General features: G+C 69.4%; 15 protein-coding genes and 1 riboswitch. Of the genes, 7 read left to right on the top strand and 8 right to left on the bottom strand.

Annotated features, from left to right (window positions below; translation table 11 throughout):
* Positions 1-69: 69 nt before the first annotated feature.
* Both D514_RS27425 and D514_RS27420 read right to left on the bottom strand, forming a co-directional pair.
* The gene (locus tag D514_RS27425) at positions 70-468 is read right to left on the bottom strand and encodes a GntR family transcriptional regulator (RefSeq protein ID WP_017829536.1); all 399 of its coding nucleotides are present in this window, start codon (positions 466-468) and stop codon (positions 70-72) included.
* Positions 465-1,547 (bottom strand): hypothetical protein, encoded by a 1,083-nt coding sequence (locus tag D514_RS27420; RefSeq protein WP_017829535.1) that lies wholly within the window; start codon positions 1,545-1,547, stop codon positions 465-467. The genes D514_RS27425 and D514_RS27420 overlap by 4 nt, the downstream gene beginning before the upstream one ends.
* Positions 1,548-1,814: 267 nt before the next feature.
* On the opposite strand from D514_RS27420, the gene D514_RS27415 reads away from it, so the two are divergent.
* Both D514_RS27415 and D514_RS27410 read left to right on the top strand, forming a co-directional pair.
* On the top strand, positions 1,815-3,542 hold the full coding sequence (locus D514_RS27415) for an ABC transporter ATP-binding protein (RefSeq protein WP_017829534.1): 1,728 nt from the start codon (positions 1,815-1,817) through the stop codon (positions 3,540-3,542).
* A complete protein-coding gene (locus D514_RS27410; RefSeq protein ID WP_017829533.1) occupies positions 3,539-5,800 on the top strand; it encodes an ABC transporter ATP-binding protein in 2,262 nt (753 codons plus the stop codon). Before D514_RS27415 ends, D514_RS27410 begins: the two co-directional genes overlap by 4 nt.
* 123 nt (positions 5,801-5,923) lie before the next feature.
* On the opposite strand, the gene D514_RS27405 is transcribed toward D514_RS27410, so the two are convergent.
* On the bottom strand, positions 5,924-7,624 hold the full coding sequence (locus D514_RS27405) for a D-alanyl-D-alanine carboxypeptidase family protein (RefSeq protein WP_017829532.1): 1,701 nt from the start codon (positions 7,622-7,624) through the stop codon (positions 5,924-5,926).
* 81 nt (positions 7,625-7,705) lie between these two features.
* Positions 7,706-7,817, top strand: a riboswitch (TPP riboswitch).
* Here D514_RS27405 and D514_RS27400 point away from each other — a divergent pair.
* From D514_RS27400 to D514_RS27390, 3 genes are all read left to right on the top strand, one after another.
* On the top strand, positions 7,808-8,452 hold the full coding sequence (locus D514_RS27400; protein ID WP_017829531.1) for an ECF transporter S component: 645 nt from the start codon (positions 7,808-7,810) through the stop codon (positions 8,450-8,452). Its footprint overlaps the riboswitch before it by 10 nt.
* Positions 8,452-9,909: an ABC transporter ATP-binding protein gene (locus D514_RS27395; RefSeq protein ID WP_017829530.1), complete on the top strand. Its 1,458-nt coding sequence runs from the start codon at positions 8,452-8,454 to the stop codon at positions 9,907-9,909. Before D514_RS27400 ends, D514_RS27395 begins: the two co-directional genes overlap by 1 nt.
* Complete coding sequence (locus D514_RS27390) at positions 9,906-10,697, top strand: energy-coupling factor transporter transmembrane protein EcfT (protein WP_017829529.1); 792 nt, start codon at positions 9,906-9,908, stop codon at positions 10,695-10,697. The genes D514_RS27395 and D514_RS27390 overlap by 4 nt, the downstream gene beginning before the upstream one ends.
* 1 nt (position 10,698) lies before the next feature.
* Here D514_RS27390 and D514_RS27385 read toward each other — a convergent pair whose 3' ends face one another.
* The 3 genes from D514_RS27385 to D514_RS27375 form a co-directional block, all read right to left on the bottom strand.
* Positions 10,699-11,394 carry a TrkA family potassium uptake protein gene (locus tag D514_RS27385; protein ID WP_017829528.1) on the bottom strand — a complete coding sequence of 232 codons (696 nt, stop codon included), beginning with the start codon at positions 11,392-11,394 and terminating at the stop codon, positions 10,699-10,701.
* A 41-nt stretch (positions 11,395-11,435) separates the two neighbouring features.
* Entirely contained in the window at positions 11,436-12,800 is a 1,365-nt protein-coding gene (locus tag D514_RS27380) for a TrkH family potassium uptake protein (RefSeq protein ID WP_017829527.1), read from the bottom strand.
* A 98-nt stretch (positions 12,801-12,898) separates the two neighbouring features.
* On the bottom strand, positions 12,899-13,624 hold the full coding sequence (locus D514_RS27375; protein ID WP_017829526.1) for an aminoglycoside 3'-phosphotransferase: 726 nt from the start codon (positions 13,622-13,624) through the stop codon (positions 12,899-12,901).
* 171 nt (positions 13,625-13,795) lie between these two features.
* Between D514_RS27375 and D514_RS27370 the strand changes: the two genes are divergently transcribed.
* Positions 13,796-14,554, top strand: a complete 759-nt coding sequence (locus tag D514_RS27370) for an SDR family NAD(P)-dependent oxidoreductase (protein ID WP_017829525.1) — start codon at positions 13,796-13,798, stop codon at positions 14,552-14,554.
* Positions 14,555-14,601: 47 nt separating this feature from the next.
* On the top strand, positions 14,602-15,432 hold the full coding sequence (locus tag D514_RS27365; RefSeq protein WP_017829524.1) for an NAD(P)-dependent oxidoreductase: 831 nt from the start codon (positions 14,602-14,604) through the stop codon (positions 15,430-15,432).
* Positions 15,433-15,447: 15 nt separating this feature from the next.
* Here D514_RS27365 and D514_RS27360 read toward each other — a convergent pair whose 3' ends face one another.
* Together D514_RS27360 and D514_RS27355 are read right to left on the bottom strand one after the other, a co-directional pair.
* Positions 15,448-16,197 (bottom strand): sulfite exporter TauE/SafE family protein, encoded by a 750-nt coding sequence (locus D514_RS27360; protein ID WP_017829523.1) that lies wholly within the window; start codon positions 16,195-16,197, stop codon positions 15,448-15,450.
* A 103-nt stretch (positions 16,198-16,300) separates the two neighbouring features.
* Positions 16,301-16,939, bottom strand: a complete 639-nt coding sequence (locus D514_RS27355) for a bifunctional 4-hydroxy-2-oxoglutarate aldolase/2-dehydro-3-deoxy-phosphogluconate aldolase (RefSeq protein ID WP_017829522.1) — start codon at positions 16,937-16,939, stop codon at positions 16,301-16,303.
* Positions 16,940-16,963: the final 24 nt, after the last annotated feature.

The raw sequence follows: 16,963 nt of genomic DNA, 5'->3' as shown, positions 1-16,963 counted from the left end.
GCGGAACGGGCGGTTTCGGCACGCTGGACGCCGGAACTCCCGACGGATGGACTCCGGTGAGGTCGAGGCCTACTCGGAGGCCGCGGGGGCAGGGGCGGGGATCGACCGCGACTGCCAGATCGCACGGAGCACATCGACGACGTCGTCCGGGTCGGACTCGCTGGCATCGGCCTCGTCGACCAGATCGCGGATGCGGCGGATCACCGAGGCAGGAAGAACCCCCGCCGTCTCGGCGACCCTCGTACCCGCAGCCGTGCGCGAGACGACCAGCCCCTCGCCCTCGAGCATCTTGTACGCGCGCGCCGCGGTTCCGGGGGCGACGCCCAGGTCGCTCGCCGTCTGCCGGACGGTCGGCAACCGCTCCCCGGTGCCCAGCTGACCCGACACGATGAGGCCGCGCAGCTGCCGGTAGATGTCGAGTGCCGGATTCGCATCGTCGGCCGGGGAGAGTCGGGGGGTCGGGCTCATCGCACGGTCTCCCGATCGGCGGAGGTCTCGGCGTCGTCGGTCCGCTCGACGTCGTAGCCCGGCGGGCACAGCTGAGCGGTCACGAGGAGCAGCAGCACGAAGGCCGCGATCTCGAGCCCCGGCGCCAGCCATCCGCCGACGGCCGCGATCTCGCCGTATCGCCAGACGGCGTCGTAGGAGTCGCTGCGACCGTCGCCCTCGATGGTGAGTCCGCCGACCGAGCCGGCCTCGGCGATGAACCGCCATGCCCCCGCGAGGGCGAGGAGGGCGCTCGATATCGCGAGCCGTGTGACCCCCGTCGCGATGTCGCGCCGCTCGCGCTGCTCGGTGAGGACGGTCTCCGGGCGCAGGAAGGGTCGAGCCGCGTTCGCATGCAGCGCGGCGACGCTCACGGCGACGAGGGCGGCCGTGCAGATCAGGACGGGGACGCCGTACGCCCACCCGTAGAACCAGGGGCGGATCGGATCGATCGTCTCGTTGGGCACGTCGATCTCGAGGAACACGTACGGACCGCCGTCGATGTTCGAGGAAGCGAGCCCGGCGAGCACGGTGGTGGCGGTGAGTGCGAGCAGAGCCACGGCGGCGCCGGCCGAGCCGATGCGCGAACTGAAGCTCAGCCAGGTGCGACGCGGGGACACGACGGGCCGCTCGGCCGGCCTGCTGCCCCTCGTGACGATCAGGGACAGCAGGACGGCGACGCCCGCCCCTGCCGTGAACACCGGTGTCGCGTATCGCCACCAGGAGACCACGTCGTAGAGGTTCAGGGCGTAGCGGGTGATCAGGTTCTCGGCGACGAAGAGCACGATCACCGAGATCGCGACGAGACCGAGGACGCGGTGCTCTGGCGCGTAGCGCGCGAAGACCCCGCCGGATGAGGTCGGGGTGAGGCGCGCGCGGCTCTCGCTCCGTGCACGCCAGCGCGGCGAGACGGTGACCGCGATCGCGATGATCGCCGCGACGATCAGCGACACCCACGGCATCGAGAGGAGAGCACCGAACAGCTGCCACGGGTCCAACAGCCACGGGCCGGGTTCGATCCGCTGGCCGGTGTCGATCGGGGATGCGATGGTCGTGAGCATGGGAGTCCGTCCTCTTTGTGTCACATGTCTATCACAAGTTGTATCAGTGAGTAAATACAAATGAGGGGAGGATGCTCGGCACGCTCGTCGTTCGTCCGCGCGGAGAAACCGCTGATCGGAGCGGGAGGCGGTTCGCTGTGAGCGAAGGTCCACCGTGAGGGGGATACGAATGTCCGTGGATCGTGGCACTCTGTCTTGTGGCCGATTGTCGGTCGGCATCCGTCTGCCGAGAAATCCGCCGCTTCATCCTTCCTAGAAAGTCCGCCTGTGCTGGGAAAAATTCTCCTCCGCTATCTCTCGCGATACCGATGGCTGCTGCTCGCGGTGCTGGTCTTCCAGCTCGCCAGCGTGGCGGCGACCCTGTACCTCCCGCGCCTGAACGCCGACATCATCGACAAGGGCGTCGCCCGCGGTGACACCGCGTACATCTGGAGCACCGGTCTGTTCATGCTCGCGGTCTCGCTGGGGCAGATCATCGCCTCCGTCACCGCGACGTACTTCGCCGCGCGCGCCGCGATGGGCGCCGGCCGCGACATCCGCGCCGACGTGTTCGGCAAGGTCAGCGGCTTCTCCGAGCGCGAGGTCTCGCAGTTCGGTGCCGGCTCGCTCATCACCCGCAACACGAACGACGTGCAGCAGGTGCAGATGCTCGCGATGATGGGCGCCACCATGCTCGTCACGGCGCCGCTGCTCGCGATCGGCGGCATCATCTTCGCCGTCCAGACCAACGTCGGCCTGAGCTGGCTCATCGCCGTCTCGGTGCCGCTGCTGCTGATCCTGGCCGCCGTCGTGATCGGGCGCATGGTGCCGCTGTTCCGCAGCTACCAGGGCAAGCTCGACAACGTCAACCGCATCATGCGCGAGCAGCTCACGGGTGTCCGCGTCGTGCGCGCCTTCGTGCGCGAGCGCATCGAGGAGGAGCGCTTCCGCGGCGCCAACACCGACATCATGGTGGTCGGGCGCAAGGTCGGCTCGCTCTTCGTGCTGCTGTTCCCGCTGTTCATGCTCATCCTCAACGTCACCGTCGTCTCGGTCATCTGGTTCGGCGGCATCGAGGTCAACAACGGCACGGTGCAGGTGGGCACGCTGTTCGCCTTCATGCAGTACATCGGCCAGATCATGGGCGGCGTCATCATGGCCAGCTTCATGGCGATGATGATCCCGCGCGCCGCGGTCTCGGCCGAGCGCATCGGAGAGGTGCTCGACTCCGAGTCCACTCTGGTCCGCCCCGAGAACGGCGTCACGGAGTTCCCGGCCCCCGGTGCCGTCGCACTCGACGACGTCGAGTTCACCTACCCCGGAGCCGACTCCCCGGTGCTCACCGGCATCAGCTTCGCCGCGCAGCCGGGCGAGACGGTCGCGATCGTCGGATCCACCGGATCGGGCAAGACGACCCTCGTCTCGCTCATCCCGCGTCTGTTCGACGTCTCAGGGGGTGCCGTGCATGTCGGCGGCACCGACGTGCGCGAAGCCGACGTCGAGTCCCTCTGGGACAGCATCGGCCTGGTGCCGCAGCGTCCGTTCCTCTTCACCGGCACCGTCGCGTCGAACCTGCGCTACGGCCGCGAGGAGGCGACGGACGAAGAGCTCTGGCACGCACTCGACATCGCTCAGGGCCGCGACTTCGTCGAAGAGATGCCCGACGGCCTCGAGTCCCGCATCGCCCAGGGCGGCACGAACGTCTCCGGCGGTCAGCGTCAGCGGCTCGCGATCGCCCGTGCGATCGTGCACCAGCCGCAGATCCTCGTCTTCGACGACTCGTTCTCGGCCCTCGACCTCACGACCGATGCCCGGCTCCGCCAGGCACTGTGGCGCGAGCTCCCGCACGTGACGAAGATCGTGGTCGCGCAGCGCATCTCCACGATCACGGATGCCGATCGCATCGTCGTGCTCGACGGTGGCACCATGGTCGGCGTCGGCACACATGAGGAACTGCTCGAGACGAGCGACACCTACCGAGAGATCGTCGAGTCGCAGCTGGGGGTGGACGCATGAGCGCGCAGGAAAACGACAAGACCAGGGCCAGGCGCGGCCGCGGCAAAGCGGCGGCCGCCGTGGCCGAGGTCGAGCTGAGCGCCGAGGAGAAGTACGAGGCCGAGCTCGCCGAGCAGGCGCGTCAGAACTCCGGCGATTGGGACAGCGTCGCACCCGGCAAGGCCGACAACTTCGGCCCCAGCTTCGCGCGCATGATCGGGCTGCTGAAGCCGTCGGCCATCTGGTTCGTCTTCGTGTCGATCCTCGGCGCGATCGGCGTGGTCCTGACGGTCGCGGCGCCCAAGGTGCTCGCCGAAGCGACGAACCTCGTCTACAAGGGCTTCATCTCGATCCAGCTCGGACAGCCGACCGACGGGTTCCCCGGCTTCCCCGCCGGCACGTCGCAGGACGTCGTCGTCGAGGCCCTGCGAGCCGGCGGCCAAGACGACTTCGCGAACCAGGTCGGTGCGCTGGGCGACTTCACCGTCGGCCAGGGCGTCGACTTCGACGCGCTGCGGCTCGTCATCGCGGCGGTCCTCGGGATCTATGTCGCCGCGGCCTTCCTCACCTGGATCCAGGGCTACGTCATCAACGTGATCATGGTCCGCACCATGTGGCGACTGCGCGAGTCCGTCGAGGCGAAGATCAACCGCCTGCCGCTGGCCTACTTCGACAAGGTGCAGCGCGGCGAGCTGATCTCGCGCGTCACCAACGACATCGACAACATCACGCAGACGATGCAGCAGTCGCTCTCCGGTGCCCTCACCTCGGTGCTCACCGTGATCGGCGTGCTCGTCATGATGTTCTCGATCTCGTGGCAGCTCGCGCTCGTGGCCCTGGTCACGCTGCCGCTCATGGGCGTGATCTTCGGCATCATCGGTCCGCGCTCGCAGAAGGCCTTCGGCACGCAGTGGCGCAAGGTCGGTCGACTGAACGCCCGTGTCGAGGAGGCATTCTCGGGCCACGCGCTGGTGAAGGTCTTCGGACGCGAGAAGGATGCGCTTGACCGGTTCCAGGTCGAGAACGAAGAGCTGTTCCAGGCGAGCTTCAAGGCGCAGTTCCTCTCCGGCATCATCATGCCGGCCATGATGTTCGTCGGAAATCTCAGCTACGTGGGCATCGCGGTGCTCGGCGGTCTGATGGTCGCGAACGGTCAGCTCCGTCTCGGTGACGTGCAGGCGTTCATCCAGTACTCGCAGCAGTTCACGCAGCCGCTCTCCGAGCTGGGTGGCATGGCCGCGGTCGTGCAGTCCGGAACGGCATCGGCCGAGCGTGTCTTCGAGCTGCTGGACGCCGACGAGCAGGAGGCCGATGACGCCGACGCTCCCGATCTGGTGGAGGGCAAGGGTGTGATCGAGTTCGAGAACGTCGCGTTCTCCTACACGCCGGAGCGTCCGCTCATCCGTGACCTGTCGTTCCGGGTCGAGCCAGGGCAGACGGTCGCCATCGTGGGTCCGACCGGGGCGGGGAAGACCACGCTGGTCAACCTGATCATGCGCTTCTACGAGCTCAGCGGCGGGCGGATCATGCTCGACGGCCAGGACATCGCCGAGGTCACCCGCGACGAGCTGCGCTCACGCACCGGCATGGTGCTGCAGGACCCGTGGCTGTTCGCCGGCAGCATCCGCGAGAACATCCGCTACGGACGCTCCACCGCGACCGATGAAGAGGTGCTCGCCGCCGCCAGAGCGACGTACGTCGACCGCTTCGTGCACGCCCTCCCCGAAGGCTACGACACGGTGCTCGACGAGGATGCAGCGAACGTGTCGGCGGGTGAGCGCCAGCTCATCACCATCGCGCGAGCCTTCGTCGCGCAGCCGTCGATCCTCATCCTCGATGAGGCCACCTCGGCGGTCGACACCCGCACCGAGCTGCTGCTGCAGCACGCGATGGCCGCGCTCCGTGAAGGACGTACGTCGTTCGTGATCGCGCACCGTCTGTCGACGATCCGCGACGCCGACCTCATCCTGGTGATGGAGCACGGCGACATCGTGGAGAAGGGCACGCACGACGAGCTGATCGCCGCGCAGGGCGCTTACTGGCGTCTGTACCAGTCGCAGTTCGAGCAGGCGGCGACCGACATCGACGCCGACGACGCTCTCACCGGGGCGACCCCGGTCGTCGTCACGGGCGAGGCCACCGACGCCGAAGGCGCCGCTGCGGAGGCTGCTGCCGCCGTGGCCGGATCCTCGGTGGGTGCCCAGGTGCCGGCCGCGGAGACGGCGGCCGCTCAGGCTCTGCTGGAAGACGGAGCGGACGGCTCGGCCCGCCGCTCCTGATCTGCGGACGCATCCCAGAACGACGCCCCATTCCGCTCACGCGGGGTGGGGCGTCGTCCTGTGCCGGTCACGCGACCGGGAGGCGCACGACGCGACCGGGAGACGCGCGAGCGGAGAGAGCGGTCAGGGGCGGTCGGTCGTGATGCCCAGCAGTTCCAGCGGGTGGGTCAGACGCCACCACGGGCTCGGACCCTCGACGTCTTCGGCCAGCACCAGAGGGGTCGTGATGGTGTTGAGGGGACCGGCTGTGGTCAGCGTCCCCACCGCGTCGTCCTGCTCGCGCTCGTCGCCGAGGGCGAAGTCCGCCGTGGCCGTGGCGGTCGCCCCGTTCCAGAGCACCACGTCGGCGTCGGCCTCGGTGATGACGTCGACCTTCTCGCCCCAGGGGGTGGTGACCTGACCGACCACCGTGTTCTTCGCGACGGCCGGGGCCTGAGCCTCCAGTGCGGCTTCCGCTTCGGTGAACAGGGAGCGGGTGAGGGCGAGTCGCTGGTCGTTGCCGGCTTGGTTCAGGGCCGCGGCGTAGAGATGCACGGTCGTGTCGCCGATGACCACATCCTTCGCGGTGAGCAGGTTCCAGCCCACGAGCGTGCCGGTCTTGATGCCCACGACACCGGGGTCATCGAGCATTCCGTTCGTGTTCACGACGGTGCCGGCACCCGGGAGATCGACCGACCTGGTCCCCACGATCTGTGCGAAGACCGGGTTCTGCATGGCGCGCTCACCGAGGGCGATCAGAGCCTCGGGGGTGGCGACGTTGCGTTCGTCGAAGCCGGATGGCGTCACCACCGTGATGCCGGTGAGCCCGCGCTCTCGCAGCCAGACCTCTGCCGCACGGGCGAACTCGCGATCGGAGCCCCAGATCTCGGTCGCCAGGCGGTCGATGTAGTTGTTCGCCGAGCCCATGAGCGTGCCCTGCAGCAGCTGATACTCCGTCAGAACGCCGCCGATCGGCACATCGAGGGCGGACTGGTCGCTGCGGCGGTAGTCCCAGTACTTCACGCTGTCGGCACGGGTGAACGAGAACTCGGGGCCCTGCTCGCCGAGCGCGAGCGGCATCCGGTCGAGCACCATCAGGCTGCTCACCACCTTGGTGATGCTCGCGATGCTCACCGCATCGGGGATCGATGCCGCGGTGCCCATGCCGGCGATCCCCACGGCGCCGGCGCCCTCGGTCGGCCAGGTGACCGTGGCGGCGGCGGCGGGCGTCGTCGCGAACTCGACCGACTGCACCGTGGGCGGCACCTCGTGCAACGGCCACAGCAGCGTGGTGCCGGCGTACACGGCGACGATGCCGACGAGCGTGGCCAGAGGCACCAGGATCCCGGGGCGGGCGATGGCCGGACGAAGACGCGCCCCCCGCAGCAGGCCGTCCGTCGGTTCGGCTTCCGACGTCTCGTCGAGAGTCGCGGCGTCGGTGCCGGCGGCGACCGTCGCGGTGTCCACCCAGGTCAGAGCTGTGGCCGTGGTCGTGTCATCCGCCCACCGGGGTGACGCGCCGTCCAGCAGGGCGAGGGCGTCGTCAGAGGTCTCTGCGGCGACGGGCTCGCGGGGAACGAAAGGCGGCTTGGTCAGGGCGGGGGTCGCCGGCTCCGGCGACACCACCTGCTCCTCCGGCACGACGGGATCCGGCGCGACGGGATCAGGCACGACGGGATCCGGCGCGACCACCGGCTCCGCGGCGAGCGCGGGTGTCGACGTCTGCTCGGCCGTCAGCACCGAACCGGCTGCCGCAGCATCGACAGGTCCGGAGGGGGAGGCGTTCGCCGGGCCGTCGTCGCCGACGACGCCCGTCGCCTCGTCGGCGGGATCTGAAGCGGTCACTCGTTTACGGTACCCAATCCCGGGCGAGTTCCGCGGTGCGCGGCCTTGTCGCCGTGCGGGTGTCGCCGGCGGTAGGATCGTCAGCACAACCACGGGAGTCCGGCGAGCCGGGCTGAGAGGGAGCGAATCGCGCTTCGACCGTCGAACCTGATCTGGGTCATGCCAGCGCAGGGAGGAGTTCAGATGAGTACGTCCACGTCCACATCCGCGACCGCGAAGACGCAGGGGAACACCCCGGGCCGGAGCTACCTGCGCTGGCGGATCGTCGACATCGTCGTCGCCAGCGTCCTCGGAGTCGCAGCCGGCTTGATCTTCCTGGCCTGGAACGTCGGGTACCTCGGGCCGAAGGCACTGCTCGAGCCGCTGCTCCCCGGCATCCAGGGCCTCCTCGACGGCCCGTGGCTCTTCGCCGGCGTGCTCGGCGGACTCATCATCCGCAAGGCCGGGGCGGCGATCTACGTCGAGCTGCTCGCGGCGGTCGTCTCGGCGCTCATCGGCAACCAGTGGGGCGGGTTCCTCACCCTCGAAGCCGGACTCGTGCAGGGGCTCGGCGCCGAGCTGGTCTTCCTGCTCTTCTTCTACCGCCGCTGGTCGCTGCCCGTCGCGATCCTCGCAGGAGCCGGTGCCGCCCTTGCCGGTGGCATCAACAATCTCGTGCTCTGGTACGCCGGCTCCGGCCCCGCCTTCACCATCATCTACCTGATCAGCACGGTCATCTCGGGTGCCGTCATCGCGGGTGCCCTCTCCTGGGTGCTGGCGCGCGGCATCGCCGCGACCGGGGCCCTGGACCGGTTCGGCTCCGGGCGCGAGGCGCGCGTCCGCGTCTGATGTCGGCCGACCAGACGGCCCCCGCCGCCGTCGAGGCCCGCGGCTGGGGGTGGCGGCACGCGAGTCGCCTCGCCTGGGCGCTGCGCGACATCTCCTTCCGCATCGAGCCCGGTGAGCGGGTGCTCGTGCTCGGTGCGTCGGGTGCGGGCAAGTCGACCCTGCTGCACGGCCTCGCCGGCGTGCTCGGGGGTGAGGAAGAGGGCGAGAGCGAGGGCACGCTGATCGTCGACGGCGGTCCTGCCGTGGCCACCCGCGGACGTGCGGGGCTCGTGCTGCAGGATCCCGACTCCCAGGTGATCCTCGCGCGAGTGGGCGATGACGTGGCGTTCGGCTGCGAGAACCTCGGAGTGCCGCGAGCGCAGATCTGGCCGCGGGTGGAGGCGGCCCTGGAGGCCGTCGGCCTCGATGTGCCGCTCGGGCACCCGACCAAGGCCCTGTCCGGTGGGCAGAAGCAGCGGCTGGCGCTCGCCGGGGTGCTGGCGATGGGGCCGGGTCTGGTGCTGCTCGATGAACCGACGGCGAATCTCGATCCCGCCGGGGTCATCGAGGTGCGCGATGCCGTGGAGCGGATGCTGCAGGCTCAGCCGTCGACGCTCATCGTCGTCGAGCACCGCCTCGAGGTCTGGTTGCCGCTCATCACGCGCGTGATCGTGATCGGGAGCGGCGGTGTGGTCGCCGACGGTGCACCGGCGGAAGTCCTCGGAGTCCGTGGTGCGCAGCTGGCCGCGGACGGCGTCTGGGTGCCGGGGCATCCTCCCGCCGCGCCGCCGCCCCCGCTCTGGCCGCCAGGGGAGACCCTGCTCTCGGCGCGCGACCTGGCCGTCGCCCGCGTCAAGGGGCGTCCTGTCGCCACCGGTATCGACCTCGACGTGCACGCGGGGGAGGCGCTCGCGATCACCGGATCCAACGGGGCGGGCAAGTCGACGCTTGGTCTGACCCTCGCCGGGCTCCTTCCTCCGGCGAGTGGCGCGGTCGAGGCATCCGCGCTCCTCGCGAACGGAGCGGAGTCCGCGCCGATCCGCTGGAGTTCACGGGATCTGCTGACCCGCATCGGCATGGTGTTCCAGGAGCCGGAGCATCAGCTGCTCGCGAAGACCGTGCGCGAGGAACTGGCCGTCGGGCCACGGGCGCTCGGCATGAACGACGACGAGATCACCGCTCGCAGCGACGAGCTGCTCACCCGTCTGCGTCTGGCGCACCTCGCCGCCGCCAACCCGTACACGCTCTCCGGCGGTGAGAAGCGCCGGCTCACGGTGGCCGCAGCCATCGCGACCAGACCGCGCGTGCTCGTGCTCGACGAGCCCACCTTCGGGCAGGATGCCCGCACCTGGGCCGAACTCGTCGCCATGCTCGCCGCGCTCCGAGACGAGGGTGCGGCGATCGTCACGATCACGCACGACCTCGAGGTCGTGCGCGCCCTGCACGCCGCGCGGTTCGAGCTGGGGGGTGCGTCATGAGCCTTCTCGAGACGCGCGCACGCACCGGAGCGCTCGCCACGGTCAACCCGGTGGCCAAGCTCGGGGTGAGCGCGCTCATCGCGGTACCCCTGATCCTGACTCTCGATCCGGTCTCGGCCGCCGTCGCTCTCGCTCTGGAGTTCGTGCTGTTCCTGTTCGCCGGGATCGGCTGGCGCGAGTTCTGGGTGCGCACCTGGCCGGTGTGGCTCGCAGCGCCCCTCACCGGTCTCACGATCGCGCTCTACGGTCAGACCAGCGGCGTCGTCTACGTCGACTGGTTCGTGCTGCGCATCAGCGAGGGATCGCTCGCGCTGGCGCTCGCGACGATGCTGCGTGTGCTGGCGATCGCGCTGCCGTCGGTCGTGCTCTTCATCACCGTCGATCCGACCGACCTCGCCGACGGTCTCGGCCAGATCGTCCGTCTGCCCGCCCGATTCGTGCTCGGCGCACTCGCGGGCCTCCGGATGGTGGGCCTCTTCCTCGACGATTGGCGTGCGCTCGAGCTGGCGCGTCGGGCCAGGGGTGTGGCCGATCGCGGCCGCATCCGTCGCTTCCTGGGGATGGCCTTCGCCCTGCTCGTGCTCTCCATCCGCCGCGGCGCCAAACTGGCGACGGCCATGGAGGCGCGGGGCTTCGGGGCGCCGGGCCGGCGCACCTGGGCGCGAGAGTCACGCTTCGGGGCGGCCGAATGGCTGCTGCTCGCCGTCGGCGCGGCCATCTCCGGCATAGCGGTCGCTGCTGCCGTCGTCACCGGGGCATGGAACTTCATCCTCGGCCCCTCGGCCTGAGTCAACGCAACTGCGCGAACCTCTCGACCTTCGTGGTCGGACCGACCACGAGCACGGTGTCTCCTTCGCCCAGCACGGTGTCGGCCTCGGCGTTTCGCCATTCCCCTCGTTCGGGTCGATACGCGGCCACCGTGATCCCGTGCGTGCTGCGCACGGCGGCCTCTCGCAAGGTGATGCCCTGCAGGTGCCGGGGTGCGACGGTCTTCACGATCGCGTAGCCGCGGTCGATCTCCAGGTAGTCGGCGGCCGCGCCGCGCACGAGATGGGCGACGCGTCGGCCCATGTCCTTCTCCGGATAGATGACACGATGCACGCCGAGCTGTTCGAGGACCGCCCCGTGCTGCTCGTCGACCGCTTTGGCCCAGATCACGGGTACCTGCAGCTGGAGCAGCAGAGACGCGGTGAGGATCGACGCGGTGATGTCGTTGCCGATGGCGAGGACGACACGATCGAACTCTCCGACCGCGAGCTGATGGAGCACGTCGAGCCGTGTCGAGTCTGCTCTGACCACCTGCGTGAGCTCGCCGTTGAGGGACTGCACGATGTCCTCGTCGGCGTCGATGCCGAGGACCTCCGTGCCCGACGACATCAGTTCGAGCGCGAGGGAGGTCCCGAAGCGTCCGAGGCCGATCACCGCGACGGAATCGGCTTCGGCGATGCGTCGGGCGTCAGGGGTGAAGGAGAGGAACTTGGTCATGTGGTGTCCTTGTCGTCGAACGATCGTGCAGGGGAGACCGGTCAGCCGATCGCCGGGCGCTCCTTGGGCAGCTCATACGCCGTCTGCCGTTGGCGCAGGGCCAGTGCGGAACCCAGCGTCAGCGGTCCGAGCCGGCCGAGGAACATCAGGAGAACGAGGATGAGCTGCGCGGCCGCCGGCAGATCGGCCGTGATGCCGGTGGACATGCCGACCGTACCGAATGCCGAGACGACTTCGAAGAGCACGCGATCGAGGTCGAGATCCGTCATCGCGAGTATCGCGATCACTGCGCTCATCACCGCGGCGAGGGCGACGATCACCACGGTGATGGCCTCCCTGTGCACAGAACGCGAAAGCCGCTTGCCGAACACGTTCACCGCGGTCCCGCCGCGGAACTCGGTCCACATGATGAACAGAAGGACGGCGAAGGTCGTCACCTTGATGCCGCCGGCGGTGCCTGCCGGTCCACCTCCGATGAACATCAGCACATCTGTGACGAGCCAGGTCTCATCGTGCATGAGCGACGTGTCCACGGAGTTGAAACCGGCCGTGCGGGCCTGCACCGAATGGAAGAACCCCGCCAGCATGCGGGAGGCGGGATCGAGCGGTCCCAGCGTTCCGGGATTGTCCCACTCCACGACCACAGTGAACCCCGTGCCGAGGGTGAGCAGGACGAGGGTGGCGACGAGCACGATCCGCGTGTTCATCGACCAGTGCAGCGGGTTCCTGAACTCCTTCCGGAACTGACGAAGCACGGGGAAGCCGAGCCCGCCGAGGATGATCGCGATGCAGATCGGGATGCAGATCCACGGGTCGGACACGAACCCGATCAGGCTGTCGGTGTACAGCGCGAACCCCGCGTTGTTGAAGGACGACACGGCGTGGAAGACGGCGTGCCAGGCGGCTCGGCCCACGTCGTAGTCGTAGCCGGTCCAGAAGCGGACGAACAGGACCGTCGCGACCGCCGCCTCGATGATCACGGTCGTGATCAGGATGCCGATCGCGGTGCGCTTCATGTCGCCCACACCCGTGGACTTCGTCTCGGTGCCGGCGAAGATCCGTGAACGCACGCTGAGCTTGCGAGCGAGCGCGAAGCCGATCAGGGCCGCGAAGAGCATGATGCCGAGCCCGCCGAGCTGGATCAGGAGCAGGATCACGACTTTGCCGAACGGGCTCCAGTAGGTCGCGGTGTCGACCACGATGAGTCCCGTCACGCACACCGCAGAGGTCGAGGTGAAGAGCGCATCGACGAAGTTCGTCCAGACGCCGCTGCGCGACGAGAACGGGAGCATCAGAAGCGCGGTGCCGACGAGGATCGCCGCCCCGAAGCCGAGGGCGATCGCCTGGGCGGGGGCGAAGCCCCGTCGACGCGGGAGGCGACGCGCCGGGGCGGGGAGGGTCAACACGAGAAGTGACGTTACTCCTCGAGACGATCATCCGGGTGCCGCCGGGCGGATCGAGACGGTGCACGACGGCCTCGACGGCCGCCTCGGAGAGGTCCGGGTCAGGTCTCGTTCCAGAGCCGCCGGTAGTACGCGAGCCGTTCGCGGTCGGGGTCGACGCCGTACGCCTCGATGAGGGTGTCCTCCCATCCGGTGCCGAAGTTCCACATCGTGCTCATCGACGCCACGGCGATGTCGGCCCAGCGGTCGGCGACTCCGAGCGCGGCGAGATCGACGAACGCGGTGGGGCGTCCGTCGGCGTCGAGAAGCGTGTTGGGCATGCAGGCGTCTCCGTGGCACACCACCGGCCGGTCGATCGGAGGTGCCTGGAGCAGGTCTCCGGCCACGACCGTGCCGCGCTGCGCGGCGTCGGCGATCCGCTGGTGCGTGCTCCATTCCCAGGGGCACTCGGCCACCGGCAGCGCATCGTGGAGCGCGCGAAGGCCGACGCCGACCGCTCGCACCGCGGTCTCCGCTTCGGCGGCCCAGCGAGGGTCGACGGCACTGCTGGCATCGATCGCGACCGTCACGAGCCACTCGTGCGCGTCATCCTGGCCCTGCTCGAGCACCTCGGGCACCGAGATCCAGGTACGCGCCCACCTCATGCGCTCGGCTTCGTCGCGCATGTTCGCCTCGTCGTCGAGCGGCCCCCACTTGATGTACCGGCCGTCGTCGGTGCGGAAGGTCAGCCCCCCGATCCCGTTGAGCCAGACCGGGGTGAGCGCGGCGCCGCGGGCGAGCTCGCGAACCCGCACCGGGACGTCGACGGAGGTGGAGGGGATGCTCATCCGTCCATCCTGCCCGACCACGATGGGCGGGATCCTGCCATCGATCCAGGCGGTGTCGTAGGCTCGCTCTCGATGCAGTTCCCCCGGTCGTGGTGAAACCAAGAACCACGTAGGCTGATACTGCGTTCCATCAATGCATGTCGCACGACGACGTTCGAAGGAGAACATCAGATGCAGATCAGCGGACAGGGTGCACTCATCACCGGTGGGGCCTCGGGGCTCGGACTCGCCACGGCGCGTCGGCTGGTCGCCGCGGGAGCGCACGTCACGATCATCGACCTCGCCTCGTCGAAGGGTGCCGAGATCGCGGACGAGCTCGGCGGGCTCTTCGTCGCGGCGGATGTGACGAACGCCGATGAGGTGCAGGCGGCCGTCGCGGCCGCGCAGGCGGCGGCTCCGCTGCGCGTCGTCGTGAACTGTGCAGGGATCGCTCCGCCCGCGAAGGTGCTCGACCGCGACGGCAATCCCGCCGTGCTCGCCGACTTCGAGCGCGTGATCCGCATCAACCTCGTCGGCACGTTCAACGTCATCTCGCAGGCCTCTGCCGTGATCGCCACGAACGAGCTGCACGACGAGGAACGCGGCGTCATCGTGAACACCGCGAGCGTCGCCGCGTTCGACGGCCAGATCGGCCAGCCCGCCTACTCCGCATCCAAGGGCGGCGTGCACGCGATGACCCTCCCCGTGGCGCGCGAGCTCGCCCGCTACGGCATCCGGGTCTGCACGATCGCTCCCGGCATCATGGAGACGCCGATGCTGATGGGTCTCCCGCAGGCCGCTCAGGACTCCCTGGGCCAGCAGGTCCCCTTCCCGTCGCGGCTCGGCCGCCCCGACGAATACGCCGTGCTCGTGCAGCAGATCGTCGAGAACGGCTATCTCAACGGCGAGACCATCCGCCTCGACGGCGCCATCCGCATGGCGCCGCGCTGACCCCGCGGCTGCCTTTCCCCTTCGCGATCGAGAACCCAGGAGAACCCATGTCCCTTGCAGGCAAGACCATCCTGATGTCGGGCGGCAGCCGCGGCATCGGCCTCGCGATCGCGCTGCGGGCCGCAGCAGACGGCGCGAACATCGCGATGCTCGCGAAGACCGACACCCCGCATCCGAAGCTCGAGGGCACGATCCACACCGCCGCCGAGCAGATCCGTGCGGCGGGTGGCCAGGCCCTGCCGATCGTCGGCGACGTGCGCGACGACGACGACATCACCGAGGCGGTCATGAAGACCCAGGGTGAGTTCGGCGGCATCGACATCGTGATCAACAACGCCAGCGTGATCGACCTCTCGCGTTCGCTCGACCTGAACGCCAAGAAGTACGACCTCATGCAGGATGTCAACGTGCGCGGAACGTTCATGCTCTCGCGCGCGGCGGTGCCGATCCTGAAGGATGCCGAGAACCCGCACATCCTGTCGCTGTCGCCGCCCTTGAACCCCACCCCGAAGTGGCTCGGCGCGCACACCGGGTACACGCTCGCCAAGTTCGGCATGACCATGGTCACGCTCGGCCTCGCCGCCGAGTTCGCGCGCGACGGGATCGCCGCCAACACGCTCTGGCCGCGCACCACGATCGCGACCGCCGCGGTGCAGAACCTCCTCGGGGGCGACAAGGTCATGGCCGCCAGCCGCACCCCCGACATCTACGCCGATGCCGCCTACGCCGTGCTGCTCAAGCCCGCGGCGTCGTTCACCGGCCAGACGCTCATCGTCGAGGACGTGCTCGAAGCCGACGGCGTCACCGATTTCTCCGGCTACGCCGCGATCCCCGGCACGCCCGACGACGCGCTCTTCCCCGACATCTTCCTCGACTGAGACGCGGAGGTCTCGCTAGAACAGCAGGTATACGGCGCCGACGATCGTGAGGACGATCACGATGCGGTCGAACACCCGCTGATTCATCTTCCGCGCGACCCACAGACCCAGGAGCGCACCGGCCACGACGAGCGGGGCGAGGGCGGCATCCATCAGCAGCACGGGTGTCTCGAACAATCCCAGGCCCGCGAGGAACGGCACCTTGATCGCGTTGATGATGGCGAAGAACCATGCCGACGTGCCGAGGAACACCTGTACCGGGGTGCGTGTGGCCAGGAAGTACATCGACATGACCGGCCCGCCGGCGTTCGCGACCATGGTGGTGAAGCCGCCGAGCGTGCCGTAGGTGCCGGCGAGCACGATGCCACCGGACGGCGGAGCCGCGGCGTCCGCCCTGCTCTGCCGCCACCGGCGCCACAGCGTCACCGCGATCATCAGCAGCAGGATCACCCCGATCGCACGACGGACGATGCCGTCGCCGGCCAGCGCGAGAAAGGCGAATCCGACCAGGAGGCCGGCGATGACCGCCGGGGCCAGACGCAGCAGCGTGGGCCAATGCGCATGCCGACGGTAGGCGATGAGCGCGAACACGTCGCCGACCATGAGCAGCAGCAGCATCGCCGCCGTGGAGGTGCGTGCGGGCAGGACCGCCGCGAAGAGCGCGATCGCGAGGATGCTGCCGCCGGGCAGCGCGGTCTTCGAGATGCCGATCGTCACCGCGGCCAGGGCGAGCGCCGACCAGGCCCACGGATCGAGCGCGATCACCTCTCGAGCTCGGCGACGATCGCGTCGTCACCGCGCGCTGCGGCGAGCAGATCACGGGTGGCGTCGATCACAGTGGCCTCCTGGGGCGGCGGGTGCGGGGCGATCAGCCTCGCGTGGCGGCGAGAGCCGCCGCGAACCGTGCAGCGCGCTGCTCGATGTCGGCCCAGTCGGCAGCCTTGATCGACGCGCCGTTCGCGAGGTCGCCCCCGGCGCCTACCGCTACCGCGCCGGCGGCGAACCACGCGGCGAGGTTGTCGGGGCTCACGCCGCCGGTGGGCATCAGTGGAGCGTCGGGGAACGGTCCGCGCAGGGCGCCGAGGTACGAGGGGCCGCCGAGGGAGGCTGGGAAGATCTTCACCACGTCGACGCCGAGCTCGAGCGCGGCCATGACCTCTGTCGGTGTCATGGCTCCGGTCATCACGACGCGACCCGTGTCGAGCATGCTGCGGGTGAGGTGGGGCAGCGTGCCGGGGCTCACCAGGAACTCGGCGCCCGCCTCTGCGGCCTGCTCCGCCTGCGCTGCCGTGGTCACGGTGCCGGCGCCGATGTGGGCGGCGTCGCCGTGGCGTGCGATGAGCTCGCGGATGACGGCGGGTGCGTCAGGGGTGGAGAAGGTCACCTCGATGCCCGTGACACCGCCGCGGATGATCGCCTCAGAGGCCTCGAGCGCCAGCTCAGGGGAGGGGGCGCGGAGAACGGCGAGGATGCCGGTGGTGCGGGCGCGGTCGAGACGGTCGGGCATGGGGCTCCTTCATCGGGCGGGCTC

The sequence above is a fragment of the Microbacterium sp. UCD-TDU genome, assembly GCF_000340625.1.
Lineage (GTDB): Bacteria > Actinomycetota > Actinomycetes > Actinomycetales > Microbacteriaceae > Microbacterium > Microbacterium maritypicum.
Note: the sequence above shows the minus strand (reverse complement) of the source record. Positions and strands in the feature narration are given on the sequence as shown.